Annotated in this window: 23 protein-coding genes, 1 tRNA gene and 3 pseudogenes; 12 read left to right on the top strand and 15 right to left on the bottom strand. The window is 66.6% G+C overall.

Annotated elements, in window-relative coordinates:
- Positions 1-136: 136 nt before the first annotated feature.
- The 5 genes and pseudogenes from OKW52_RS05975 to OKW52_RS05955 all read right to left on the bottom strand — a co-directional run bounded on the left by OKW52_RS05975 (position 137) and on the right by OKW52_RS05955 (position 4,211).
- The gene (locus tag OKW52_RS05975; protein WP_264504903.1) at positions 137-346 is read right to left on the bottom strand and encodes a hypothetical protein; all 210 of its coding nucleotides are present in this window, start codon (positions 344-346) and stop codon (positions 137-139) included.
- Positions 347-528: 182 nt separating this feature from the next.
- Positions 529-605: transfer RNA gene (locus OKW52_RS05970), tRNA-Arg, on the bottom strand.
- A 73-nt stretch (positions 606-678) separates the two neighbouring features.
- Positions 679-2,067 (bottom strand): sensor histidine kinase, encoded by a 1,389-nt coding sequence (locus OKW52_RS05965; protein WP_264504902.1) that lies wholly within the window; start codon positions 2,065-2,067, stop codon positions 679-681.
- Between the two features lie 24 nt (positions 2,068-2,091).
- Positions 2,092-3,508, bottom strand: a pseudogene (locus tag OKW52_RS05960) (dihydrolipoyl dehydrogenase family protein).
- 1 nt (position 3,509) lies between these two features.
- The gene (locus tag OKW52_RS05955; protein ID WP_264504901.1) at positions 3,510-4,211 is read right to left on the bottom strand and encodes a TVP38/TMEM64 family protein; all 702 of its coding nucleotides are present in this window, start codon (positions 4,209-4,211) and stop codon (positions 3,510-3,512) included.
- Between the two features lie 376 nt (positions 4,212-4,587).
- Here OKW52_RS05955 and rpmH point away from each other — a divergent pair, with 376 nt between their 5' ends.
- From rpmH to OKW52_RS05895, 12 genes and pseudogenes are all read left to right on the top strand, one after another.
- Entirely contained in the window at positions 4,588-4,722 is a 135-nt protein-coding gene (gene rpmH, locus OKW52_RS05950) for a 50S ribosomal protein L34 (protein WP_127105145.1), read from the top strand.
- Between the two features lie 24 nt (positions 4,723-4,746).
- On the top strand, positions 4,747-5,154 hold the full coding sequence (rnpA, locus tag OKW52_RS05945; RefSeq protein WP_264504900.1) for a ribonuclease P protein component: 408 nt from the start codon (positions 4,747-4,749) through the stop codon (positions 5,152-5,154).
- A 246-nt stretch (positions 5,155-5,400) separates the two neighbouring features.
- Positions 5,401-5,883: a DUF523 domain-containing protein gene (locus OKW52_RS05940; protein ID WP_264504899.1), complete on the top strand. Its 483-nt coding sequence runs from the start codon at positions 5,401-5,403 to the stop codon at positions 5,881-5,883.
- 77 nt (positions 5,884-5,960) lie between these two features.
- The gene (gene yidD / locus OKW52_RS05935) at positions 5,961-6,212 is read left to right on the top strand and encodes a membrane protein insertion efficiency factor YidD (protein ID WP_264507663.1); all 252 of its coding nucleotides are present in this window, start codon (positions 5,961-5,963) and stop codon (positions 6,210-6,212) included.
- A 62-nt stretch (positions 6,213-6,274) separates the two neighbouring features.
- On the top strand, positions 6,275-7,147 hold the full coding sequence (ttcA, locus tag OKW52_RS05930) for a tRNA 2-thiocytidine(32) synthetase TtcA (protein WP_264504898.1): 873 nt from the start codon (positions 6,275-6,277) through the stop codon (positions 7,145-7,147).
- Positions 7,148-7,225: 78 nt separating this feature from the next.
- Positions 7,226-8,830 (top strand): GGDEF domain-containing phosphodiesterase, encoded by a 1,605-nt coding sequence (locus OKW52_RS05925; RefSeq protein ID WP_264504897.1) that lies wholly within the window; start codon positions 7,226-7,228, stop codon positions 8,828-8,830.
- Positions 8,831-9,090: 260 nt separating this feature from the next.
- Positions 9,091-10,884: a membrane protein insertase YidC gene (gene yidC / locus OKW52_RS05920; RefSeq protein ID WP_264504896.1), complete on the top strand. Its 1,794-nt coding sequence runs from the start codon at positions 9,091-9,093 to the stop codon at positions 10,882-10,884.
- Complete coding sequence (locus tag OKW52_RS05915; protein ID WP_264504895.1) at positions 10,881-11,642, top strand: MOSC domain-containing protein; 762 nt, start codon at positions 10,881-10,883, stop codon at positions 11,640-11,642. The genes yidC and OKW52_RS05915 overlap by 4 nt, the downstream gene beginning before the upstream one ends.
- Positions 11,639-12,292, top strand: coding sequence for a ribosome biogenesis GTP-binding protein YihA/YsxC (gene yihA / locus OKW52_RS05910; protein ID WP_264504894.1), 654 nt, complete (start codon positions 11,639-11,641; stop codon positions 12,290-12,292). Before OKW52_RS05915 ends, yihA begins: the two co-directional genes overlap by 4 nt.
- A 20-nt stretch (positions 12,293-12,312) precedes the next feature.
- A pseudogene (argB, locus tag OKW52_RS05905) lies at positions 12,313-13,179 on the top strand (acetylglutamate kinase); the annotation flags it as partial.
- A 647-nt stretch (positions 13,180-13,826) separates the two neighbouring features.
- Positions 13,827-14,333, top strand: coding sequence for a SixA phosphatase family protein (locus tag OKW52_RS05900; RefSeq protein ID WP_264504893.1), 507 nt, complete (start codon positions 13,827-13,829; stop codon positions 14,331-14,333).
- A 13-nt stretch (positions 14,334-14,346) separates the two neighbouring features.
- Complete coding sequence (locus OKW52_RS05895; protein WP_264504892.1) at positions 14,347-15,171, top strand: alpha/beta hydrolase family protein; 825 nt, start codon at positions 14,347-14,349, stop codon at positions 15,169-15,171.
- On the opposite strand, the gene OKW52_RS05890 is transcribed toward OKW52_RS05895, so the two are convergent.
- From OKW52_RS05890 to OKW52_RS05845, 10 genes and pseudogenes are all read right to left on the bottom strand, one after another.
- Entirely contained in the window at positions 15,130-15,960 is an 831-nt protein-coding gene (locus OKW52_RS05890) for a LysR family transcriptional regulator (protein WP_264504891.1), read from the bottom strand. The genes OKW52_RS05895 and OKW52_RS05890 overlap by 42 nt on opposite strands.
- Positions 15,961-16,123: 163 nt before the next feature.
- Positions 16,124-16,783: an SDR family NAD(P)-dependent oxidoreductase gene (locus tag OKW52_RS05885; protein ID WP_264504890.1), complete on the bottom strand. Its 660-nt coding sequence runs from the start codon at positions 16,781-16,783 to the stop codon at positions 16,124-16,126.
- A gap of 250 nt (positions 16,784-17,033) precedes the next feature.
- Positions 17,034-17,591 carry a sarcosine oxidase subunit gamma gene (locus OKW52_RS05880; RefSeq protein ID WP_264504889.1) on the bottom strand — a complete coding sequence of 186 codons (558 nt, stop codon included), beginning with the start codon at positions 17,589-17,591 and terminating at the stop codon, positions 17,034-17,036.
- Positions 17,584-20,552 (bottom strand): annotated as a pseudogene (locus tag OKW52_RS05875) (sarcosine oxidase subunit alpha family protein). The gene OKW52_RS05880 and the pseudogene OKW52_RS05875 overlap by 8 nt, the downstream one beginning before the upstream one ends.
- The gene (locus OKW52_RS05870; protein ID WP_264504888.1) at positions 20,552-20,872 is read right to left on the bottom strand and encodes a sarcosine oxidase subunit delta; all 321 of its coding nucleotides are present in this window, start codon (positions 20,870-20,872) and stop codon (positions 20,552-20,554) included. The pseudogene OKW52_RS05875 and the gene OKW52_RS05870 overlap by 1 nt, the downstream one beginning before the upstream one ends.
- Before the next feature lie 189 nt (positions 20,873-21,061).
- Positions 21,062-21,343 (bottom strand): hypothetical protein, encoded by a 282-nt coding sequence (locus tag OKW52_RS05865; RefSeq protein WP_264504887.1) that lies wholly within the window; start codon positions 21,341-21,343, stop codon positions 21,062-21,064.
- A gap of 230 nt (positions 21,344-21,573) precedes the next feature.
- Positions 21,574-21,777 carry a hypothetical protein gene (locus OKW52_RS05860; protein WP_264504886.1) on the bottom strand — a complete coding sequence of 68 codons (204 nt, stop codon included), beginning with the start codon at positions 21,775-21,777 and terminating at the stop codon, positions 21,574-21,576.
- A 171-nt stretch (positions 21,778-21,948) separates the two neighbouring features.
- A complete protein-coding gene (locus tag OKW52_RS05855; RefSeq protein WP_264504885.1) occupies positions 21,949-22,389 on the bottom strand; it encodes a hypothetical protein in 441 nt (146 codons plus the stop codon).
- Between the two features lie 73 nt (positions 22,390-22,462).
- A complete protein-coding gene (locus OKW52_RS05850; protein WP_264504884.1) occupies positions 22,463-22,972 on the bottom strand; it encodes a hypothetical protein in 510 nt (169 codons plus the stop codon).
- Positions 22,973-23,071: 99 nt separating this feature from the next.
- Complete coding sequence (locus OKW52_RS05845; protein ID WP_264504883.1) at positions 23,072-24,319, bottom strand: sarcosine oxidase subunit beta family protein; 1,248 nt, start codon at positions 24,317-24,319, stop codon at positions 23,072-23,074.
- Positions 24,320-24,481 lie beyond the last annotated feature (162 nt).

Raw genomic sequence — 24,481 nt, 5'->3', positions numbered from 1 at the left:
ATGGCGGCCTCAACCATGTCGCATATATTTGTAGCTATTTTACTTCAACGACGAAGATTCTGCGTTCATTCCGCAAAAGCCTGATGGCACCCTTTCCAACTCGCCCGAAAGCCGCGACTCAGAAAAGCCTCCCGCTTCAGGAGGTAATGCCCTTTGGGTTGGGCCTGACGACCTGATCGATTCGCCAGAGTTTACGTAACGTAAAGAAAAAACCCCTCAGCAAACGGACATGCTTTTCCAACGGCGCCAGCACCGGCTCCGCTTTTTGGATATTTTTTATCGGCTTTTTATACCGGCTTTTTGGGCGCGCTTTCAGGCGAAAGTCTAAATAGTCGCGGCGGCTCATTAGTATTCAAAGAACGGCAGGCATTGAAACAAGATGAAGACACACCTCGAAATCCGCCTGACCGATTGCACCCACCTTGCCCGCCAATTCGGCCAAAACCACAGCGCGCGATCACCCGCCAACGCCAGGACAACGGCCAAAGACGGCGTAAAGCCGTCTGTCTTACGATAAGAAAAGGAAAGTGGTGCACCCGGAGCGATTCGAACGCCCGACCCTCAGATTCGTAGTCTGATGCTCTATCCAGCTGAGCTACGGGTGCACTGTGTGGCGTGATTTAGCGTCCACCGCCGGGCAGCGCAAGGGGGTATCTGCGCTTTTCTTCACACCTTTTTTCAGCCGCCAAGAGGCAGCGAAAGCCGGAACTCGGTGCCGTCTTCGTCACTGCGTATCAGCTCCAGTTTGCCGCCATGACCGCGCACCAGCTCGGCCGCAATGACCAGTCCCAGACCGGTGCCGCCCTTGCGCGCGCCGCCCTGAAAGGCCGCGAACAGGTTCTCTTTGGCACGCTGCGGCAAGCCGGGGCCCGTGTCGATCACCCGAATCGCCGTGGTCGTGTCGGTCTCCCGCGCGGTCACCTCGATCGAGCCGGGCTTGCGTGTGGCTTCGATCGCCTGACGCGCGTTGCGCACCAGATTGGTCAGCACGCGGAACAACTGCTCGGGATCAGCGCGCAGCATCATCGTGGCAGGGACATCGACAAGAAACTCGACCGCATCGCTGGCCTCACCCGCCGCCATGCGCTCGCTTTCGATCAGTTCCTCAACCATTGGCCGCAGCGCGAACTGGCTGAGCCGGGGCGACGGCTCTTCGGCCTTACCGAAAGCCAGCGTGCTCTCGCACAGGCTGATCGCCCGCGACAGGGAGTTGAGCAGCTTGGGCGCAGCGCGGGCCACCGCAGGATCGCTTGAGCTTTCGATCCGGTCAGCCAGCAACGACGCCGTGGACAGGATGTTGCGCAGATCGTGGCTGATGCGCGCCACCGCACCGCCCAGCTGCGCCAGCCGTTCCTTTTGCCGCAGCGCCTGAGCCAGATCGGTCTGCAGATGCTGCAAAGCCTCTTCGGCCTCGCGCAACTCGGTCACGCGGCTGTTGGGATCAATGATCGACCGCGCATCCTCGGGCGCCTTGGCATAGGCCGCCATCGAGGCAATGACGCGCCGGATGGGCGTCACGATCAAGCGTTGTACCGAGAAGAACAGCAACGCCGCGGTGGCCAGGGTGATGATCAGCGACAAGAACAGGATACGCAGCGCATAGTCGCGCAGCGAACCGCGCAACGGCCCCGCGTTCATCGTGACTTCGATCAGCAGCCCCGCTTCCTGCACCGGGTCGCCGATCAGCCGGATTACCGTGTTGTCAGGGATGAACATCGCCGCCAGCCCGTCGCGCATCAGCGTCCAGATCGGCGGCGCGCGCAGATCATAGGTCGCCGACACCGGCCCCGGCACCTGCGAGGACAGCACCAGTTCGCGCACCGCATCGCGCCGCAGCACGACGTTATAGACCCCGGCGGTGTTGAGCAGCTCTTCGGCCAGTTTGTCGCTGATACTGCCATCCGAAGCCAGCAACGCCAGCGATGCGATCTGCGCCCGCTCAAGGCGGGTCAGCAGGTAATCTTCGCGAAACCGGGCAACGGAGGGCACGAAGATAAGCACCTCGGCCAACAGCACGAAGAGCAGTGTCAGCAGCAGGAAACGGCCTGAAAGCGTTCGAAAGAACATACCCGTCCCAGTTGGCAGAGAAAGTCAGGGCACCCAATACTGCACAGCCCGAACCACCCGCTTGATCAAAGGATTATCAAAGAGTTTGGGGGTAAAATAAGCCGATGATGCGCGTTTGGAAAGCTCTGCCATCGTCGGATAGGGCAGAACGGTTGCAGCCATGGCGCTCAGCTTGAGGCGATTGGCCAGCATCAGCGACCACAGCGCGATCTGCTCACCCGCGCCGGGACCCACAATCGTGGCCCCGATGGGCCGGCCTTTGAGCGCCATCACCTTGATCAGCCCGACCGTCTTGCCCTCGGCCTGCGCGCGGTCGCTGGCGTCGAAATCCAGCCGCAAGACCTGCACCGCTGGCCCGTGCTTCTCGCGCGCCTCGGCTTCGGTCAGGCCGACCTGCGCCAGTTCGGGGTCGGTGAAGGTCACGCGCGGGATATGGTCGCCGCGCGCCTTTCCGGGCAGACCGAACAGCATCGGGCGGATGATCAGCCCGGCGTGATAGCCCGCCAGATGGGTGAACTGCCCGCGCCCCGCCGCATCACCGATGGCATAAACCCGGCGGTTCGAACTGCGCAGCCGGTCGTCCACCTGCACCCCCGCGCGGTTGGTCAGCACGCCCGCCGCCTCAAGGTTCAGCCGCTCGAGCGACGGCGAGCGCCCCACCGCCACCAGCAGATGCGTGCCAACAAAGATCGTGCCCCCCGCAACCCGCACCTCCAGCGCGCCCGAGCGTCCGCCGACCCGCTCGACCTTGGCCTCTTCGACAATATCGACCCCCTCGGCGCGCAGCTTGGCCAGCACTATCGCTGCGGCTTCGGGATCATCGCGGCCCAAGGCGCGCGCCCCCTCGATCACCGTCACCTTGCTGCCCAGCCGCCGATGCGCCTGCGCCATTTCCAGCCCGATGGGCCCGCCACCGATGATCAGCAGATGGCCCGGCGGCTGGCGCAGATCGAAGATCGTCTCGTTGGTGAAATACGGCACCGCGTCCAGCCCCTTGATCGGCGGGATCAGCGGACGCGAGCCGGTGGCAATGACAAAACGCCGCGCGCGGATGCGCTTGCCGCCCGCCTCGATCTCGCGCGGGCCGGTGAAGCGGGCCCAATCACGGATGACCGTCACGCCCAGCCCCTCGAAGCGTTCCTGCGAGATCATGCGGCGCGATGGCGGCGATCACCCGCGACACGTGGTCCTTGGCGGCGGCAAAGCTCACCTCGGGCTCATCGGCCGCCACGCCCGGCCCGTTGGTGCGGTGCGCGGCAGCGGCCTTGCCTGCGGCCAGCAGCGCCTTTGACGGCACACAGCCATAGTTCAGGCAGTCGCCGCCCATCTTGTGGCCTTCGACCAGCACCACCCGCGCGCCCATCTGCACAGCACCCGAGGCCACCGACAACCCGCCCGAGCCCGCGCCGATCACACAGATGTCGGTTTCCAGAATGCTCATCTCAAGCTCTCCGCAGTTTTTTCAACACAACAGGCAGCAGCGACAGTGCCGCCAGCCCCAGCAATGGCCCCAGGATATAAGGCTCGAAGATGACACCCAGATCAGGCGTCTCGCCGCGCGCGAAAACTTCGCCCAGCCCGGCACCGACCCAGGTATAGACCAGCGCGCCCGGCAGAATGCCAAGCAGCGTGGTCCAGACAAACCGCCAGACCGCGACCCCCAGAAAAGCCGGGATCAGATTGGCGACGAAAAAGGGCACTGCCGGTATCAGCCGCATCGACAGCAGCACCGGCACCTCATTGGCGCGGATGCCATCGCTGAGCCGCCGCACCGCCCCGTCACCCGCATCGATGCGCGCCCGCAACCGTTCGCCAAAGCCGGCGCGGACAGCGAGGAACAATAGCAGTGCGCCCAGCGTCGCCCCGCTGACATTATAGAGCACGCCGGGAAACACCCCGAACAGGAACCCGCCGGTCAGCGTGACCCAGATCGCCCCGGGGATCGAGAAAGCGACAACCACCACATAGGCCGCGATGAACAGCGCCGGGGTCAGCAGCGGATTCGCAGCACCATAGGCCAGCAGCGCGTCATGGTTCTCGGCCAGCGACTCAAAGCTCAGCCGGTCGCGCAGCAGCACGAGACCCAGCACCGCGCCGGTTGCGATGATGATCAACGGAAGCCAGCGGCGCAGGGTCGGGGGCATCTTGGATCTCCGGTGCGGGCCATGGGCAGGACGACCCGGCACAGCGCTTCGTTACACCTAGGTGGCAGTCCCCACGTCGAACCGCAACCACCGCCCGCCATGGACAGCCGGGCAACGCCGAGGATTTCAACAACGCCAGACCCCGCATGCACCACGACAGGCAGGCGAAACGGGTGTTTTGCGGCCAGCAGGGTCATGGCGCCATCCAGCGAAAGGCGTTAAGAAAGGTCAAGCGCCGTGCGTCTTTTTCCGAATCCGCCCCGGCGTCGATTGACTTGCCCGCCCGGCTTGGCTATTGCCCGGCCTTCAGAATGATAAGCCCTCGACTCCCACGGGTTGGAGTCGGGCAACCAGATACCAAATAAGGACTTGCGCAATGAAACGCACCTTCCAGCCTTCGAACCTGGTTCGCAAAAAGCGCCACGGCTTCCGTTCGCGCATGGCCACCAAAGCCGGCCAGAAGATCCTGAACGCACGCCGTTCGGCTGGCCGCAAGCGCCTGTCGGCCTAAGGCCTGCACGCGCCTGTCGCAGGTATGACACCGCCGGACGCGCCCCTGACCAGCCCTGAGGCTGGAGACCGGGCAGCACCGGCGGCTTTGTCACGCCTGACGGTGCTGACCAAACGCAGCGATTTCCTCGCCGCCGCCCGAGCCCGCCGCGCTGCCGTGGCGGGTTTCCTGCTGCAAGCGCGCCAGCGCGAGGCGGGCGAGCCGGGCGAGGGTGTGCGCGTCGGGTTCACCTGCTCGAAGAAGATCGGCAACGCCGTCGCCCGCAACCGTGCCAAACGCCGCTTGCGGGCTTTGGCACGGGAAATCCTCACCGATCGCGGGCTGAGCGGCTGGGATTACGTCCTGGTCGGCAAACCTCAGGCCACGATTGCAAGCGACTACGCGGCGCTGCAACGCGATCTGCACAGCGCCCTCAGCCGCCTTCACGGCTGACCCGGTGCAGGGGGCCTTCTGCCCCCCTCTGGCGCGTCCCGCGCCATCCACCCCCCGAGGATATTTTCAGACAGAAAATGCGGCGTTAACGGTTCGTTAACCGCGCTTTCTTTGCTCTCTAAATATCCCGGGGGCGGGCCGGAACGGCCCGGCGGGGGCAGCGCCCCCGAGCGGCGCGCGACCCCTCGATGGGGTCGCGCGCCGCCCCGCCTTTACCGCGCCAGCATCGCCGCCTAAACTGCGCAGATGTCCCGCATCCTGATCAGCGCCTGCCTGATGGGCGCGCCCGTGCGCTATGACGGTCGCGCCAAGACCCTGACCGACGCCCTGCTCACCCGATGGCAGGCCGAGGGTCGGCTCGTCCCCCTCTGCCCCGAAGTCGCCGCCGGTCTGCCAACCCCGCGCCCGCCCGCAGAACTTGCCCCCGGCGTGACAGCCGCGCAGGTTCTTGATGGCACGGGCAGCATCCGCACCGATCAAGGCGCTGATGTAACCCGTGCCTTTGTCCGCGGTGCCGAGATCGCCCTGCGCACGGCCCTTGCACACGGCTGCACCTTCGCGCTTTTGACCGACGCCAGCCCCTCGTGCGGTTCGCTTCAGATCTATGCCGGCCGTCATGACGGCACCCGCATCGCAGGCCGCGGGGTGGTGGCCGAGCACCTCATCCGCCACGGCATCGCCGTCTTCGCCCCGTCGCAGATCACCGACCTCGCGGCGCGGCTGGGCTGACCACCCTTGCGCGGCGGCGCCAGGCGCCCCACATCCAGCGCAGCCCAAAGGATCGCCCGATGTGTGACACGCCCCGCATGACCCCCGCCGCCTGGATCGTTTCACTGCCGGTGCGCGCCTACCGGTTGCTGCTCAGTCCCTGGGTCGGGCACGGGTGCCGGTTTCAGCCCACGTGCTCCGCGTATGCGATGGAGGCCCTGAAGCATCACGGCGCGCTGCGCGGCACATGGTTAACCGCCAAGCGCCTTGCCCGCTGTCAGCCCTGGGGCGGGCAGGGCTATGACCCGGTGCCCGGTACCGACCCCGAGCACGACGCCCACCACCGCTGACCCCACAGCGCCTTGACGGCGCGCCGCGCATCCCCCTATGCCTCGGGGCAGGAGATCCGCCCATGCTCGACGATCAAGACGACATCCACCCGCTGTTCCACGGCGCGCCCAAATCGACCGAGTTCCGCAAGCTGCGCAAACGGCTGGTGCAGCAGGTGCGCGAGGCGATGGACACCTATGGCATGATCCGCCCCGGCGACCGCTGGCTGGTGTGTCTGTCGGGCGGCAAGGACAGCTACACCCTGCTCGCCATCCTGCACGAGCTGAAATGGCGCGGCTTGCTGCCGGTCGACCTGCTGGCCTGCAATCTGGATCAGGGCCAGCCCGGCTTTCCGGCGACCGTCCTGCCCGAATTCCTGACCAGGATGGGCGTACCGCACCGGATCGAATACAAAGACACCTATTCCGTTGTCGTCGACAAGATCCCGCAGGGCCGGACCTATTGCAGCCTGTGCTCGCGCCTGCGCCGTGGCAACCTGTACCGGGTGGCGCGCGAAGAGGGCTGCTCGGCTGTGGTGCTGGGCCATCACCGCGACGATATTCTGGAAACCTTTTTCATGAACCTGTTCCATGGCGGACGGCTGGCAACCATGCCGCCCAAGCTGGTGAATGAAGATGGCGATCTGACCCTGCTGCGCCCGCTGGCGCTGGTGGCCGAGTCCGATTGCGAGAAATTCGCCCGCGCGATGAACTATCCGGTGATCCCCTGCGACCTGTGCGGCTCGCAGGACGGGCTGCAAAGGGTGCAGGTCAAGGGTATTCTCGACGAGTGGGAGCGCCGCACGCCGGGCCGCCGCAACATCATGTTCCGCGCATTGATGAACGTGCGCCCGTCGCATCTGGCCGATCCGGCATTGTTTGACTTTGCCAACCTCTGGCCCGACGCCGCTGCGCCTGACCCGGACAATTTGAGCGAGATTCCGAGCCTGCGTTAAGCTTTGGCTCATCCTTTGCGCGAAAGCTGATGCTGCCAATCGCCCGGACTCGGGCAAAGGCCATCGGAAGGACGCAGGATGACCAGAGAATCGGCCCTACGCACGCAGCACTATGCCGCCCTGCGCCGCCTTTGGGCTCTGGCGCTGATCCCGACCGTCACGTTGATGCTCGTGGCCCGGGCCGCTGACATGCCCTGGTGGGGTGTCGCTCTGGTGGTTGGGGTGCAGGGCGTGTTTGTGTGGTCTGCCTTGCGGGCAACAGGCGATGCCGCTGTGGTGGCCGAAAGCCCCGGCCTTGCCCGGATCACCACACGCGAGGCCGTGCAGGCGCAACTGATGCCAAGGGCCGGGATCAACGGGGCGGCGCTGGCGCTTCGGCTGGATGGTGCAGAGCGGCTGCGCCAGCATCATGGCGACAGCGGGTTTCAGCAGTTGACCGAAACCCTTGCCGCGCGACTCGCCGATGCCCTGCGCGCACAGGATCTCATCTGCGCGCTGCACCCGGACGGGTTCGGCGTTGCGCTTTTTCCGCATCGCGGGCTGGACCTTGGCGCCGTCATGGCGGTGGCGCAGCGCGCACAATCGCAACTGGCAGCCCCGGTCACGCTGAACGGCGTGACGGTCTGGCCCAGCGTGTCGATCGGCTTTTCGCTGTCACCGCGCGCGGCGCAGCTTAACGGAATCGACATGCTGCAGGCGGCAGAATCGGCGGCGGACAAGGCGTTGCGCAGCGGCCCGGGCGCGTTGAGCAGCTATTCCGTGGTGGATTTCCCCGCATCGCTCAGCGGCGACCGCATCGCCACGCTGCGGCGCGCGCTCGACTCGGGCGAGATCCGGGCGCATTTCCAGCCGCAGATCCGCACCGACAACAGTGCCATCAGCGGGCTTGAGGCGCTCGCCCGCTGGCATCACCCGCAAAAAGGCGTGCTCTCACCGGCTGACTTTCTTCCCCAGATCGAAGCGGCCGGCCTGTCGCCCCGGCTGGCCGAGGTCATGCTGCGCGACGCGCTCAACACGCTGGCTGCGCTGGACAAGGCCGGATTGTCGGTGCCCTGCGTCTCGGTCAACCTGTCGGCGCAAGAGCTGCGCAATCCCCGACTGGCTGACGAAATCGCCTGGGAACTGGACCGCCATGACCTGAAACCCGAGCGGCTGGCGCTGGAAATTCTGGAAACCGTGGTCACACGGCACGATGATGACATCGCCGTGCGTACCATCGCCCGGCTTTCAGGCATGGGCTGCGGGATTGATCTGGACGACTTTGGCACCGGCAATGCCTCGATCACCGCGATCCGGCGGTTCGCCGTGGGTCGCATCAAGATCGACCGCAGTTTCGTGACCAACCTGCACCGCGATCCCGAACAGCAGCGCATGGTCGCGGCAATCCTGTCGATGGCGGCGCAACTGGGGCTGAGCACACTGGCCGAAGGCGTCGAGCATCCGGATGAGCACGTGACACTGGCGCAGCTGGGTTGCGACCATCTGCAGGGCTTCAGTATCGCGCGCCCGATGCCCGCCGAAGAACTGGTCGACTGGATCGTCGCCCATGATCAGGCACTTGCCAAGGGCGAACCCGGCGCAGCCCCTGCTGGCGCTGCGCTTGCGCCACCGGTAACGCCCCCCGCCAGCTGCGCCAGCGACATCACCACCGGCGCGCCCGCGCTTGGCGCCGCCGCCGACTAGCGCAGGCCGTTCGCGCCGCGCCCGCCATGGGCCAAAAGCGCGCCGACGAAGGCCCGCACCCTGCCCGGTGACCGCACCGCCTGGCCCTGCCCCGCCCAGCGGCGCAGGCTGTGGCGCAACCGGTCCATCGTAGGCCACTCTCACGCAAACGACAGCGACGAATGGCTGCATCCCGGCGCTTGGGCGGGGAATCCGCTTGACCTTTCCGGGCAAGGTCTGTTGAACCCTCGCAACATTGAAATCGTGCCCGGAAAGACCTGATGGACGATCAAACAAAGAACCTGATCCTTGCTTTCGCCCTCAGCCTCGCGGTGATCATGGGTTGGTTTGCCCTGTTCCCGCCGGCCGAACCGCAGCCCGGTGACACCGTTGCCCAGTCCGAATTGCTGCCGCCCCCGGCGGCAACCCCGGCACTGGGGGCTGATGGTGTGGCCGTGGCCGAACCGCTGGCCGAAACCGCGCGGATCGAGATCGACACCCCGCGGCTGGCCGGTTCGATTGCCGTCACCGGCGGTCGCTTTGACGATATCCGCCTGCGCGATTACACCGAAACCGTCGATCCCGAGAGCGATCTGGTTCACCTGCTGAACCCCAACGGCGGCAACCGCCACCCGTTCTATGCCTTCTTCGGCTGGAGCCCGCGCGGTGCGCTGGATTACGATCTGGTTCCCGGTCCGGCGACGCCGTGGCAGCAGGTCGGCAACAACGCCCTGACGCTGGAAACCCCCGTCACCCTGCAATGGGACAACGGCGCGGGCCTGAACTTTACCCGCGTGATCAGCGTCGATGCCGATTACATGTTCACCGTCGCGCAAGAGATCACGAACACCTCGGACACGGCTGTGTCGCTGGACCCGTATTCGCTGATCGCGCAGCATGGCGTCCCGTCGGACATTCAGGGCTACTATATCTCGCATGAAGGTCTCGTGCAGATGACCGACGGTGCGCTGCTGGAAGCCGATTACGGCGACATGGTGGACTATCCGGTCAGCCAGAGCGAACGCATCCCGACGCATGAAACCACCGCCACCACCAACGGCTGGATCGGCTTCACGTCGAAATACTTCATGGCGACGCTGGTCGGCGCGCCCGGTCAGCCAGTGACCAGCGTGGCCCAGTATGTGCCCGGCGCTGACATCTATCAGGCCAGCCTGCGCCAGCCCACCGTGACCGTGCAACCCGGTGAAACCGCCAGTGCCTCGTCCATGCTGTTCACCGGCGCCAAGGAATTTGCCGTTCTGAACCACTACCAGAACGACGACAACATCGAGCGTTTCACCGATGCGATCGACTGGGGCTGGTTCTTTTTCCTGACCCGCCCGATCTTCCGCGTGCTGAACTTCTATCATGGCCTGATCGGCAACATGGGCTGGGCCATTCTGGCACTGACCCTGACGCTGAAAGCGGTCCTGCTGCCGCTGGCGTGGAAATCCTACGTCTCGATGGCGCGCATGAAAGAGTTGCAGCCGGAAATGGCCGCCCTCAAAGATCGTGCAGGCGACGACCGCCAGAAGCTTCAGCAAGAGATGATGAAGCTCTACCGTGAGAAAAAGGTTAACCCTGCCGCCGGTTGTCTGCCGATCCTGTTGCAGATCCCGATCTTCTTCTCGCTCTACAAGGTGATCTTCGTCACCATCGAATTGCGACATGCGCCGTGGTTCTGGGTGTTCAACGACCTGTCCGCACCCGATCCGACGTCGCTGTTCAACCTGTTTGGTGCCCTGCCCTGGGCAGCCCCTGAGACGGGTAGCCTGATGGCCACGGTGTTCCTGGGCCTGCTGCCGCTGCTCTTTGGCGCCTCGATGTGGTTCCAGATGCGTCTGAACCCGGCCCCGGCCGATCCGATGCAGGCGACGATCTTCAACTGGATGCCGTGGATCTTCATGTTCGTCATGGGCGGCTTTGCCTCGGGCCTGCTGATGTACTGGATCGGCAACAACGTGATCACCTTCACGCAGCAGTATTTCATCATGCGCGCGCATGGGTCCAAGCCGGATATCTTCGGCAATATCCGCGCCTCGGTTCGGCTGCCAAAGGGCAGCAAACCCAAGTGAGCGGCGCGCGGCTTGCGCATATCGTCAGGCACCCGGTGAAATCCGCCGGGTTCCAGATGCTCAACCGGGCGGTCCTTTCGCAGGGCCGCCCGATGCCCTTTGACCGGGTCTGGGCCGTGGCCACGCAAAGCGCCAAGTTCGACGGCGCGCCAGAGGGCTGGATGGCCAAGATGAACTTCGTGCGCGGCGCGGCGGCGGGAACGCTGCAGGCGATCCGCGCCGAGTTCGACGAAGAAACCCGCGTGATCCACCTGTCGCACCCCGCGCAAGAGCTGTTCACGGGCACCCTGCCCGACGATGGCGCGGCGCTGGTCGACTGGCTGCGCCCGCTCTGGCCCGCGGCGCGCCCCGCCCCCGACCGGCTGGTCGCGCGGCAGGACGGCGGCGCGATGACCGATGTGCCCGACCCGTGGATCGCGGTGCTTAACCTTGCCTCGCTCAAGGCACTGGCCGAGAGCATGGGGCAGGATCTGTCGATCCACCGCTTCCGCGGTAACCTGTGGCTGGACGAGATGCCCGCCTGGCAGGAGTTCGACCTGATCGGCCGCGACTTCACCCTTGGCAGCGCGCGCCTTCGCGTCGAAGAGCGCATCACGCGCTGCGTTGCCACCACCTATGACCCTGAGACCGGCACCGCCGACGGCGACACGCTCGCCGCGCTGCGCGCGGGCTGGGGCCATCAGGATCTTGGCGTTTATGCCAGCGTCGTTGCCTCGGGCACCGTGACGCTTGGCGATCAGATGGAGCTTCACGCATGACCTCCCTCCCGTTTCCCCTGACCGAAACCCCCAGCGCGGAAACCGCCGAAATCGGCCGCAAGCTGTTTGCCGGGCCGGTGGATTTCGTCAAAGGCGTCGTCTCGATGGAGGGGCTGCCCCCCGCCGACCGGCTCGAGATCTGCTTTGCCGGGCGCTCGAACGTCGGCAAATCCAGCCTGATCAACGCCCTGACCGGGCGCAAGTCGCTGGCGCGGACCTCGAACACGCCGGGCCGCACGCAGGAGATCAACTTCTTCGACGTGGGCGAAAAGCTCTATCTGGTCGATCTGCCGGGCTATGGCTTTGCCGAAGCCCCGGTCGCCGTGGTGCGCCAATGGCAGGCGCTGCTCAAAAGCTATCTGGCGGGCCGCTCGACCCTGCGCCGGGCCTTTGTGCTGATCGACATGCGCCACGGGGTGAAGAAGGTGGATGAAGAAATCCTCGACCTTCTGAACAAATCCGCCGTGCCGTTTCAGGTGGTGCTGACCAAGGCCGACAAGATCGGTCTGGCGCAGCAGGAACAGACGCTGGCGCAGGTCCGCACAGCGCTGGCCAAACACCCGGCGGCGTTTCCCGAGCTGCTTGTCACCTCGTCGGAAAAAGGTGAGGGTGTCGAAACGCTTCGCGCGCTCATCGCCACAATGCAGTAATGTCCATGAGAAATCAGAACATGAATCGCGACTGGAAAGCCATCGCCCGGACCCTGTCCGAGGCCCTGCCCTATCTTCAGCGCTTTTCGGGTGCCGTCGTGGTCGTCAAATTTGGCGGCAACGCGATGGGCGACGAAGACGCCATGGCGGAATTCGCCCGTGACATCGTGCTCATGCGTCAGGTCGGTCTGAACCCGGTCGTCGTGCATGGCGGCGGGCCGATGATCAACGACCTGCTGGGCCGTCTGGGCATCAAATCGGAATTCGTGCGCGGCAAGCGCGTGACCGACAAGGCCACGGTTGAAGTGGTCGAGATGGTGCTGACCGGGCTGGTCAACAAACGCATCGTGCAGGCGATCATGGATGAGGGCGGCCGCGCGGTGGGTCTGTCGGGCAAGGATGACGACCTGATGGTCTGCGTTGCCGACGACCCCGAACTGGGCTTTGTCGGGCGCCCGGTCGAGATGAATGTGCAGGTGCTGCGCGATCTGTTCAACGCCGGGATCATCCCCGTCGCCGCCCCCGTCGCCACGGGGATGAGCGCGAACGAAACCTTCAACGTCAACGGCGACACCGCTGCCGGGGCGATTGCCGGCGCGCTCAAGGCCGATCGCCTGCTGCTGCTGACTGATGTGTCGGGCGTCAAGGACGCCGCTGGCAATGTGTTGACCGAGATCCACCCCGATCAGGTCCGCGCGATGATCGCCGATGGCAGCATCGCCGGGGGCATGATCCCCAAGACCGAAACCGCGCTGGACGCGCTGGAAGCGGGCGTCCGGGCGGTGGTCATTCTGGATGGCCGGGTGCCCAACGCCTGCCTGCTGGAACTGTTCACCGAGCATGGCGCCGGGTCGATCATCCGCTCGACCACGCCGCGCGTGACCCCCGTGGACACGAAGAGTGAGCTTCTAAGCGCGCTCGACGCCGAGGGTCTGGTCGCGCTCGCCGTGACCCGGCCCGACCCCGGCTTTTGCCCGCCCGACGCCTGCGCGCTGGTCCTGATCGGCCCGCAGGGCGGCGCGGTCTGGTGGGACCGGCTGCAAGCCTCGCCCGAATGGCAAGACCGCACGCCCGATCCCGTCGACCGCTGGTCACACCGCACCCTCTCCGCACTGGCCGGACGATTCGGCGGCACGGCGCTGTTCCCCTCGGACGGCCCGCCCTATCCGCCCTTCCTGCGTTGGGCGCGCGACTCAGGGTCTGTGTGGCAAAGCCCGGTCGGCATGCTGGTCCACGCCGACGCGGGCCTGTGGGTATCATTCCGCGGCGCGCTGGCCCTGCCCTTCCCGCTGTCCCTGCCCGACAGCCGGAACCCCTGCGACACCTGCGTGGCCCAACCCTGCCGGACCGCCTGCCCCGTCAACGCGCTGGGCAGGGACGGCTATGACACCGCTGCATGTCACGCCTATCTCGACACGCCCGCCGGAGACGCGTGTCTCAGCAATGGCTGCGGCGCAAGGCGCGCTTGCCCCGCGTCACAAAGCCATGCAAGAATGCAGTCCCAATCCCAGTATCACATGAGCCAGTTCCACGTATGACCAAGCGCCTGATTCTGACGCGCCACGCCAAGTCCAGCTGGGACGACCCCACCATGTCCGACCACGACCGCCCGCTCAATGAGCGCGGCAAGGCCGCGGCTGCGGATCTGGGGACCTGGCTGGCTTCGCGCGGGTATGTCCCCGATGAGGTGCTGTGCTCGGACGCGCTGCGCACCCGCAAGACCTGGTCCGGCATCGCGCCCGCGCTGCCCGGCTCGCCGACCCTCTCGCTCAAGCCGTCGCTCTATAACGCCGGGCCTGACGTGATGATGGCCGTGCTGCGCCACGCGCAAAGCGACACGGTGATGGTCATCGGCCATAACCCCGGTATCGCCGAATTCGCCGCCCGCATCGTCGCCCAGCCGCCGATGTCGCCCGAGTTCCGCCATTTCCCCACCGGCGCCACCCTCGTCGCCAGCTTCGAGATCGACGACTGGGCGCAACTGGCCTACGGCCTTGGCGCAACCCGTGACTTCATCGTCCCGCGCGAGATCGTTGCCTGAGGCACCCGGCCTGATGAACGACGTCACAGCCGCGCCGGTCGCCCTGACCCCCGCCCTGCGTGGGACGCTGATCAGCGTCCCACAGCCGCAGATGGCGGTGGTGATCAACGCGGCCACCGGCGTTCCTGCCAAGTTCTATTACCCTTTCGCGCAGTGGCTGGCGGTCGAGCGTGACGCGGCGGTCCTGTGCTGGGACTACCGCGACTTCGGCGCGTCGGGTCAACCCGGCGGCTCGCGCGCCACGATGACCGACTGGGCCATCCACGACGCCGCCGCCGCCCGCGACTGGCTGCGCGCGCATTTCCCCGAACTGCCGCTGTGGATGATCGGGCATTCGCTGGGCGGCATGTCAGCGGGCTTTCAGCCCGGCATGGACTGCGTTGACCGGGTGATCACCGTCGCGGCAGGCCACGGCCACTTGAGCGCCCATCCCTGGCCCTTCCGCGCCTATGCCGCCCTGCTGTGGTACGTGGCAGGGCCGCTGTCGTGCCTGCGGCGCGACCACTTCCCCGCTGCGCGCTTCGGACTGGGGCAGAGCCTGCCCAAGGGCGTCTTCAGGCAATGGCGGCGCTGGCTGCTGAGCCGGGGCAGTCTGCCCGCTGATCCGGCCTTGGGCGGGTTGGCGCAACCCGGCTACAGCGGGCCGCTGACCCTTGTCGCCATGGCCGATGACATCATGATGCCAGCGCCCTGCGTCGAAAAAATGGCCGCGTGGTTCCCCCGCGCGCAGGTGGAGCACCGCCTGCTCAGGCCCGCCGATGCCGGGCTTGAAAGCCTTGGCCATGTTCGGGTGTTTTCACCCCGCAACGCCGCCATCTGGCCCGCGCTGATCGCCTAGCGCCGCCAGCACCTTCGCGGTCGCCGACCCCGGCGCAACCGCGCGCAGCGGGTACAGCGCCAGCCCCAGACCGCTCTCGGCCTCGATCCCCCACACGTGCACCACCCGCCCGGCGCGCAAGGCGGCCTCGGCCAGAGGCCGCGCAATGACCAGCACCCCCGCACCATTCGCCGCCTCCTCCAGCGCCAATGCGGCCGAGCCATGCACCGGCCCGCGCGGCACAAACCCCGCGCGCCCCGCCGCAGTCGCCCAACGCGCCCAGTTACCCAGCGGCCCGGCAAGCACCAGCGCCATCCCCGGCTCCAGCCCGCCGGTAAACCCGGGCGCCGCGACGGCGATCAGGGGCGCGGGAATCGCGCCACCGACCTGCGGATAAAGCGCCAGTTCTGCCAGCCCCCGCGCCGCTTCGGGCGAGTCCATCGGCACCACCACCACCTGCACCCCTGCGGCCCTGAGCGCGGGCAGACGCGGCGACAGCCACAGCTGCGCCAGATCCGCCGTGGTCGCGATGCGCACCAGCCCGGGTGCGGCCTCGTCCTCAAGCCGGTGCACGGCGGCGTCCAGCGCGGCAAAGGCGCGGGTGAAATCGGGCAGAACCCGCGCGCCCACGGCGGTCAGCGAGACACCGCGATGCTGACGCTCGAACAGCGTCACCCCCAGCGTGGTTTCCAGATTTTTGAGATGAGCGGTCACAGCGCCCGGCGTCACGCCCAATTCCTGGGCGGCGGGCGCAAATCCGCCCAGCCGTCCCGCGGCCTCGAACGCGCGCAACGCAGTAAGCGGCGGCAATTTCGGTCGTGGGGGCTGGGCGGCCATGTGCTTGATATTTTCTTGCCTCAATTTTTCTTACCCTAATTTTGTTAACTCAAGCAAGCGAAATTTGCGCAGCCACAAAGAAAAATCCCGCGCTTGCGGGCGCGGGATCGAAAGACCGTCAGGCATGTGGGCGGCGCTACCAGCCGGCTGGCTGCCGCTTGCGGAAAAACCCGCCGGTCGGGCCATCTTCAGGCAAAAGCGCCAGCCACAGCGGCGTATCGGCGCCCTCCTCGGCACTCAAGGGCGCCCCGGCACCGCCCATCCGCGTGGCAACCCACCCCGGATCACACGCGTTAACCTTAACGCCCGGCGGCAGATCCCGGACCAAGGCCCGCGTCAGCGCATTCAGCGCCGCCTTCGCGACACCGTACGCACCCGGTCCCTGCAGCCCCTCGGCATGCGACCCCCAGTCCGACGACAGATTGACGATCCGCCCCCAGCCGCTGGCCCGCCAATGCGGCGTGTTCAGGCGGATCAGATCCAGCGGTGCCTGCACCATCACCTCCATCGCCACGTCGAAATCCGACCCGCGGTCGAGCAGCGACACATCCTTGAGAACCCCGGCGTTGTTCACCAGAATATCAAAGCCACCGGCGCGGGTGACGGCCTCGAAATAGCTGTCCGGCTCTTGCAAATCGATCCGCGCAAAACCGACCCCCAGCTCCGCCGCCACGACCCGCCCTGCGGCAGCATCCCGCGCGCCCAGCGTGACAAGGCAGCCCCGGGCCTTGAGCCCGGCGGCGATGGCTTTACCGATGCCGCGATTGGCGCCGGTGACGAGGGCGGTGGGGTGCAAGGGACGTGTCATAGGGCACGAGGTAAAGCGCAACGCAGGCCAAGGAAACCCCCAGCCGCCGCGCCCCGCACCAACACCCGGGTGACGCACGCGTCCCCCGGACCCCCTTGTGGATATTTGAAGAGCAAAGAGGGCGCGGTTAATAAAGCCTTAACGCCCCTCTTTGCTCTCTAAATATCCTCGGGGGTGAATTTGCGCAGCAAAGAGGGGGGCAGAAAGCCCCCCTTGCCAACACCTCAACCCGTGTCCCTCAGCGGTAAAGCGCCACCTCGCCACCCGGCTGCGCCACCGTGGCCAGCGCCTCCCAGACATAGCCCGCGACCGAGCGGAAGCAGATCAGCGACCAGTCGCTGTCCGATGTGCGCCACACCGCCGCCGCGACCTGGGCGGCGCGCGTGCGGCGCAGGCACCCCACGGGAAAATCGGCAAAGTCCACCGGGCACAGCTTGGCCAGCACGTCGCGCGCCTGTGCGCCGCTGAGTGTGATCACCGCGCGCGCGTCGGAAACCACGGCGACGGTGGCGAAGGCATCGCCCAGCGCTGCCGCCAGCCCCGCAGCCAGCCCCGGCGCCGCGTCATACCCGGTGACCACCAGCAGCTCGTCGGGCGACATCCAGAGCACCTGCGCCCCCTCGCCCGCCACCACGCGCCGCACCTCGGGCATCGCCAGCCCCAGCACCGCCTGCACCGCCGCGCCCAGCACCGCAGGGTCGCCGCGCAGCGTGATCATTCCGGTCGCCCCGGCATCCGCCAGCTCGACCATGCCCGAGGCCCGCGCCCCGGCCAATGCACTTACCACTTCAGACATCCTGCTTCTCCCCGGCCTTGTCATAGAAACACGGATCGACGATCCGCGCCGAGACCTCGCCACCGCTGGCCGACTGGAAAGCGATCACCTCGCCCATCCGCTCGGGCCCGCGATGCACCAGACCCATGGCGATCCCCTTGCCCAGCGTGGGCGAGTGATAGGTCGAGGTCACGCGCCCCTGCGTCGCCTGCTGGCCGTTCGGCGTCTTGCCCGGCAGCGGTGCCAGCGCGCCATCGGGCAGCACCGAGCCGTCAACCGTTTCCAGCCCGACCAGCTTCCAGCGATCGGGCGAGACCATCGCCGTCCGCTCCATCCCGCGTTTCCCCAGGAAGTCGGTCTTCTTCTTCGAGATCGCCCAGCTCAGCCCCAGATCCTGCGGGATCACCGTGCCATCGGTCTCGTCGCCGATCATGATGAAGCCCTTCTCGGCGCGCAGAACGTGCAGCGCTTCGGTGCCATACGGCATCACGCCGAACTCGGCCCCCGCCGCCAGCAACTGCTCCCAGAACGCCTGCCCCTGCGAAGCCGGCACCGCGATCTCATAGCTCAGTTCGCCCGAGAACGAGATGCGGAACACCCGCGCCTGCACCCCCCCAACGCCCCGTCACGCCATTCCATGAACGGCAGCGCCTCGCGGCTCACCTCCATGCCGCCCAGCTTTTCCAGCACCTTACGGGCGTTCGGCCCGACCACGGCGATCTGCGCGAATTGTTCGGTCAGGTTGACCACATGGACCTTCCAGTCCCACCATTCGCATTGCAGCCAGTCCTCCATCCACGCATGGATGCGGTCCGCCCCGCCCGAGGTGGTGTGGCACAGGAAGCTGTCCTCGCTCAGCCGCGCAACCACGCCATCGTCCGACAGAAAACCGTTCTCGTTGCACATCAGCCCATAGCGGCATTTGCCGACCGGCAGGGTGCTCATCAGGTTGGTGTAGAGCATGTCGACGAAGCGGCCCGCATCCGGCCCCGTGACCAGCAGCTTGCCCAGCGTCGAGGCATCCAGCAACCCGACCGAGCCGCGCACCTGATTGATCTCGCGCGCCACGGCATCCTTGTGGCTTTCCGCGCCCTGCGGATAGCAGTAGGGGCGGCGCCAGTGGCCGACCGGCTCCCAATGCGCGCCCTGCGCTTCGTGCCAGTCATGCATCGGCGTCTTGCGCAGCGGCTGGAAGATGCCGCCGCGCGCCTCACCGGCGATCACGCCCAGCGAGATCGGGGTATAGGGCGGTCGGAAGGTGGTGGTGCCGGTCTGCGGGATCGGCTGGCCCAGCGCGTCCGACAGGATCGCCAGACCGTTGATGTTGCTCAGCTTGCCCTGATCGGTCGCCATGCCCAGCGTGGTATAGCGCTTGGTATGCTCGACCGAGGCATAGCCTTCCTTCGCGGCCAGCTGCACGTCCGACACTTTCACATCGTTCTGCGGGTCCAGCCACATCTTCGCCCGCAAGCCGTAATCGGCCTGCGCGGGCATCATCCAGACGGGTTTCATCGGGGCTTCGACCTCGGGTTCCACCACAGCGCTGCTGCCAGCATCGGCCAGCACGCCCGCCGTATCCAGCACGCCATTGGCGGTGCCGACGGCGGTGACAAAGCCCTGCCCGTCATGGCCCAGCGGCGGGCGTTTGGGATCGGGGCGGAAGAAGGCGCCGCTTTCGTCCCAGGTCAGTTTGCCACCGCAATGCGACCACAGGTGCACGACCGGCGACCAGCCGCCCGACATCGCCACCGCGTCGCAGGCCAGCGTCTCGAACACCGCGCCACCGTCGCTGTCAAAGCGGCAGAGCGCCACGCCGGTGACGGCTTTGCCGCCCTCGACATGCCGGATCGCCGTGTCTTCCAGCACCCGGATGCCCGCCGCGCGGGCCTTGGCGGGCAACGCGCCCGTCACCTCGGCTCGTGCGTCGATCACCGCAGCGACCGTGACCCCGGCAGCGTGCAGCGCCAGCGCGGTGCGGTAGGCGTCATCATTGTTGGTGACCACGGCGACGCGCTTGCCCGGGCTGACCGCCCAGTTGACCACATAATCGCGCACCGCCGCCGCCAGCATCACGCCGGGCAGATCGTTGCCCGCAAAGCTCAAGGGCCGCTCGATCGCCCCTGTTGCCGTGACCACATGCCCCGCGCGGACCCGCCACAGCCGATGGCGCGGCTTGTCCGCGCCCGGCTCGTGATCCGCAACGCGCTGATAGGCCAGCACATAGCCATGATCGTAGACGCCCGAGGCCATCGTGCGGCTCAGCACCGTGACATTCGCCATCCCGTGCAGCGCCGCGAGTTGCGCCGCGACCCAGGCGTCGGCGCTTTGCCCGTCGATCACCGCGCCGTCGACCACGGCCCGGCCCCCGAACGCCACCGTCTGTTCGACCAGCACGACGCGCTGCCCCTTGTCCGCCGCCGCCTTTGCCGCCGCCAGACCGGCGATCCCGCCGCCAATCACCAGCACGTCGCAGAACGCGTAGATCTGCTCATAGCGATCCGCATCGCGGCTCTCGGCCGCCGGGGCTTTGCCCAGACCGGCGGACCGGCGGATGATCGGTTCGTAGACATGCTTCCAGAACGGGCGCGGGGCGATGAAGGTCTTGTAATAGAACCCCGCCGGGAAGAAGCGCCACAGTTTGGAATTGACCGCGCCCACGTCGAACTCAAGGCTGGGCCAGTGGTTCTGGCTGGTGGCCTTGAGCCCCGAAAACAGCTCGGTCGTGGTGGTGCGCTGGTTCGGCTCGAACCGCTGCCCCTCGCCCAGACCCACCAGCGCGTTGGGTTCTTCAGCGCCCGAGGCCACAACCCCGCGCGGGCGGTGGTACTTGAACGAGCGCCCGGCCAGCACCTGCCCCGCCCCCAGCATGGCCGAGGCCAGCGTGTCGCCGCCATAGCCGCGCATCGCCTTGCCGTTGAACGAAAATTCCATCGGACGGGTGCGGTCGATCAACCGGCCCCCGGTTCCCAGACGATGGCTCATCAGAAGCCCTCCCATTCAGGCCGGCGGGCCTTGATCTTGGCAACAATTTCGGCGGGCGGTTCGCTGGTCTGCGCGGGGTAGGTTCCGAACACCTCCAGCGTCATCGTGCAGCGCGCCATCAAGAACCACTTGCCGCAGCCGTAGATGTGGCGCCAGCGCTCGAAATGCACGCCGCGCGGGTTCTTGCGGGCGAACATATAGGCCTCGTAATCGGCATCATCCGAACCCGGACCAAACCGCTTGAGATGCGCTTCACCGCCATTGGCGAATTCGGTTTCCTCGGCGGTGACACCGCAGCAGGGACAGGTCAGCAAAAGCATGAAGCCTCCGTAGCACATGCGCGGCATGCAAAAGGGCTGGCCACGGCAATGCCGCGACCAGCCGGGTCGGTCAGGGGGACGGTGGATAGGAACGAAAGGGCTGCGGCTGCAGGGCGCAAAGCGACCCCGGATGCGTGACCGCACCCGAGGTCCGAGGGCACGAGGCCCGTCAGGTCATGACCCGTCAGGTCATTCGGCCGGGACCAGCGGTGCTGGCGCTGCATCACCCTCTTGCGGGACGGCTGCGGGCGCGGGAGCGACGTCAGCCGGCGCGGCCGTATTGGGTGCCGACAGGCTGCCCTCGTCACTGCCCCGTCCACCAAAGACGAAGGCTGCGATGAGCAGCAGCACAACCACTGCGCCGACAAGGATGCCGCCGACACCTGTGCCTGACTGTCTGGTTTCGTACCCCAGCGGAGTGCCGGGGACCCGGTCTTGGCGCGCGCTGCGCGCTTCGTCATGATACGCCATGGGAACCTCTCCTTTGCTGCGTATGCTGCGTAGGAAAGGGAAACCCGGACATTGCCCCCGGGGTTCCGCGACCGGCGCGCAGGCTGGCGCGCTTCCGCCGAGCCGGGATCCGCCGATGACGGGCCGATGGCGTGCTGCGCCGACACGCCGCAGGCTGGAAAAAGGCCAGTCGCGGCAGTGCCGCGACCGGCTTCGTTACTGGCTTGGTCGTAAGGGGGAGGGAGGGGGCGTTAGTTGCCGTTGACGGCGTTTTCGACCGCGCCTGCAGCGTCTTCAAGCGCCGAGCCGCCCCCGTCGATGGTGATCGTGACGTCATCGCTGGGACGCGCAAGGACATACCAGCCCAACACAGCGACCAGCGCGACCAGCGCGCCGACAATGAGGGCAATAGCGGTGCTGTTGCCGTTAGACGGGGTGTTGGAATTCTGAGACATGATGAAGGCGTTCCTGTGCAAAGACGTGTTGCCAGAAGAACGCGCGCCGTGGCCTTTGGGTTCCCCGCGACGCGAAGCGCCGGGTTCGGCAAAGCCGACCCGACGCTCCGGCCCGCCCGGGAGAGGCGGGAGCAACCGGGCGCGCGCAAGCGCCCGGTCGGGGGACAGGTATCAGTTGGCCGGAGCCGGGGCCGGTGCCGGATCAATCGGGCCGAGGTTGGTGCCCGCCGGAGCAGGCTCAACCGGCGCAGGCTGGGCTTCAGGCGCAGCCGGAGCAGCCTCGACGGGCGCGGTGCGCTCGACCGTGTCAGCGGGCGGCGTGCGGGTCGCGGCAGGCTCGGGCACGATGTTGACCGTGGTATTGCCACCGGTCGCACCGGGGACAGCCGCGCCGGGGGCTGCGTCGTTCTCGGCCGCGCCCCAGACAACAGCGCCGACGATGAGCGCCAGCGCGGCAACAACCATGCCGATGCCGAACATGCCCACCCCGTCGCGTTTTTCGCGGTACTGCGGCGCCTGATAGGCAGGCTGGGACAGACGGGGATCGCCCGGCTGCGCGGCCTGACCGGTGTTGTGGGGGTAAGGCGCGGGTCCGTTGGTCGTGTAAGCCATGTGCTTTTCTCCAAGTGCTGTGTGCTTGGGGAAAAAACAGTCGGGAAGGCTGCGCGGTTCCACCGGCGCACCCTCAGGTGGCGGGAACCCGCCGGGCAATGCGCGCCTGACCGATCGGCGACAACAGCGCGCCCAGCACCGGTGCCCCGCCGATCAGCGCGGTTTCCAGCGCCCAGAGCAGGCGCATCGTGTCGGGCCCGTGCGTCGTGGTCGTGCCGCTCATCGTCACGCTGACCGAGGTGGTCGCCGCCAGATGCCGCAGCGTTGTGGTGATGGCCTTGGGGCCGTGCTGCACCATGTGCCACAGCGGGGTCCAGCCATGCTCGAACCCGAACCACACCGCCCACATCGCCACCACGGCCAGCGCGCCGCTCAGCAGCCCGACCAGCAGATTGGGCACCAGCCCGCGCATCAGGCCCATGTGCAGCGCAACCGGTGCCAGCACGGCGAGCATCAGCATCAGCGCATCCAGCTTGATCAGCGGCACCAGCGCCGAACACGCGCCATAGCCCGCTGCCAGCAGCAGCGTGACCGAAACGGCGCGCAGCGCTGAGGTCGGTTTGAGAGTTTCTTTCGCGGCCATAAGGGATCTCCGGGACTGACAGGCCCGGGACTGACGGGCACTGACCCGTCAGTCGCGCCAGACGCGCGTCCGGTTCACTCTGGCCCCGGGCGATCTGCATCAGTGCGCGACCCCCGCCGCGACGCTCTCGTCGATGAACTTGCCTTCGCGGAACCGGTACATCGAGAACTCGGCGGCCAGTGGCCCCGGTTCGCCCTTGGCGATCATCTCGGCCATGGCCCAGCCCGAGCCGGGGATCGCCTTGAACCCGCCGGTGCCCCAGCCGCAGTTGATGAAGGTATTGCCCAAGGGCGTCTTGGAAATGATCGGCGAGCGGTCGCCGGTCATGTCAACAATCCCGCCCCATTGCCGCAGCATCTTCAGGCGCGACAGCATCGGGAAGGTCTCGATCAGCGCGCGGGTGGTTTCCTCGATATGCTGCCACGAGCCGCGCTGGGTGTAGTTGTTGAAATGATCCGCGCCGCCGCCGATCACCATCTCACCCTTGTCCGACTGGCTCATGTAGCCATGCACCGTGTTGGCCATGACGACCACGTCCATGCAGGGCTTGATCGGCTCCGAAACCATCGCCTGCAGGGCCACCGATTCGATCGGCAACCGGAACCCGGCCATCGCGGCCAGATGACCCGAATGCCCGGCCACAACCAGCCCCAGCTTGCCGCAACCGATGGTGCCTTTGGTGGTCTGCACGGCGGACACCTTGCCGCCGACGCTTTCAATGCCCGTCACTTCGCAGTTCTGGATGACATGCATGCCCATGTCCGAACACGCCCGCGCATAGCCCCAGGCTACGGCGTCATGCCGCGCGGTGCCGCCCCGCGCCTGCCACAGCGCGCCCAGCACCGGATAGCGTGGGCCGTCGATGTTCATGATCGGCACCAGCCGCTTGACCTCGGCCGGACCGATCCAGCGGGTTTCCACGCCTTGCAGCTTGTTGGCCATCTCGGTGCGCTTGTAGCCGCGGATCTCGTGCTCGGTCTGCGCCAGCATCATCACGCCGCGCGGGCTGAACATGACGTTGTAGTTCAGGTCCTGACTGAGCCCCTCATAGAGGCTGCGCGCCTTTTCATAGATCGCGGCGGACGGATCCTGCAGATAGTTCGAGCGGATGATCGTGGTGTTGCGGCCCGTGTTGCCACCCCCCAGCCAGCCCTTCTCGATAATCGCGACATTGGTGATGCCGAAATTCTTGCCCAGATAATAGGCCGTGGCCAGCCCGTGCCCGCCCGCACCGACGATGATCACATCGTAATGCGGTTTGGGCTCGGGCGAGGCCCAGGCGCGGGTCCAGCCGCTGTGCTGGCGCATCGCTTCACGCGCGATGGCAAAGACCGAATACCGAGTCATGGGCGCACTCCCTGCGTTGGGCCGCGGTTTTGTGCGGTGATGGGGCCGCAGGCGATCAAACCCTTGGCTGCAAGCGGCACAATGCGGACAAAACCGACATGGCCCCAATCCTGCGCCGACTGGTCGCACCCCGCCAGCCCCCGACGCGCCCTTTGTCGCGGC

Origin of the sequence: Pararhodobacter zhoushanensis, from assembly GCF_025949695.1 — a bacterium.
Lineage (GTDB): Bacteria > Pseudomonadota > Alphaproteobacteria > Rhodobacterales > Rhodobacteraceae > Pararhodobacter > Pararhodobacter zhoushanensis_A.
The sequence above is the reverse complement of the archived record's forward strand: the minus strand, read 5'-3'. Positions and strand labels throughout refer to the sequence as shown.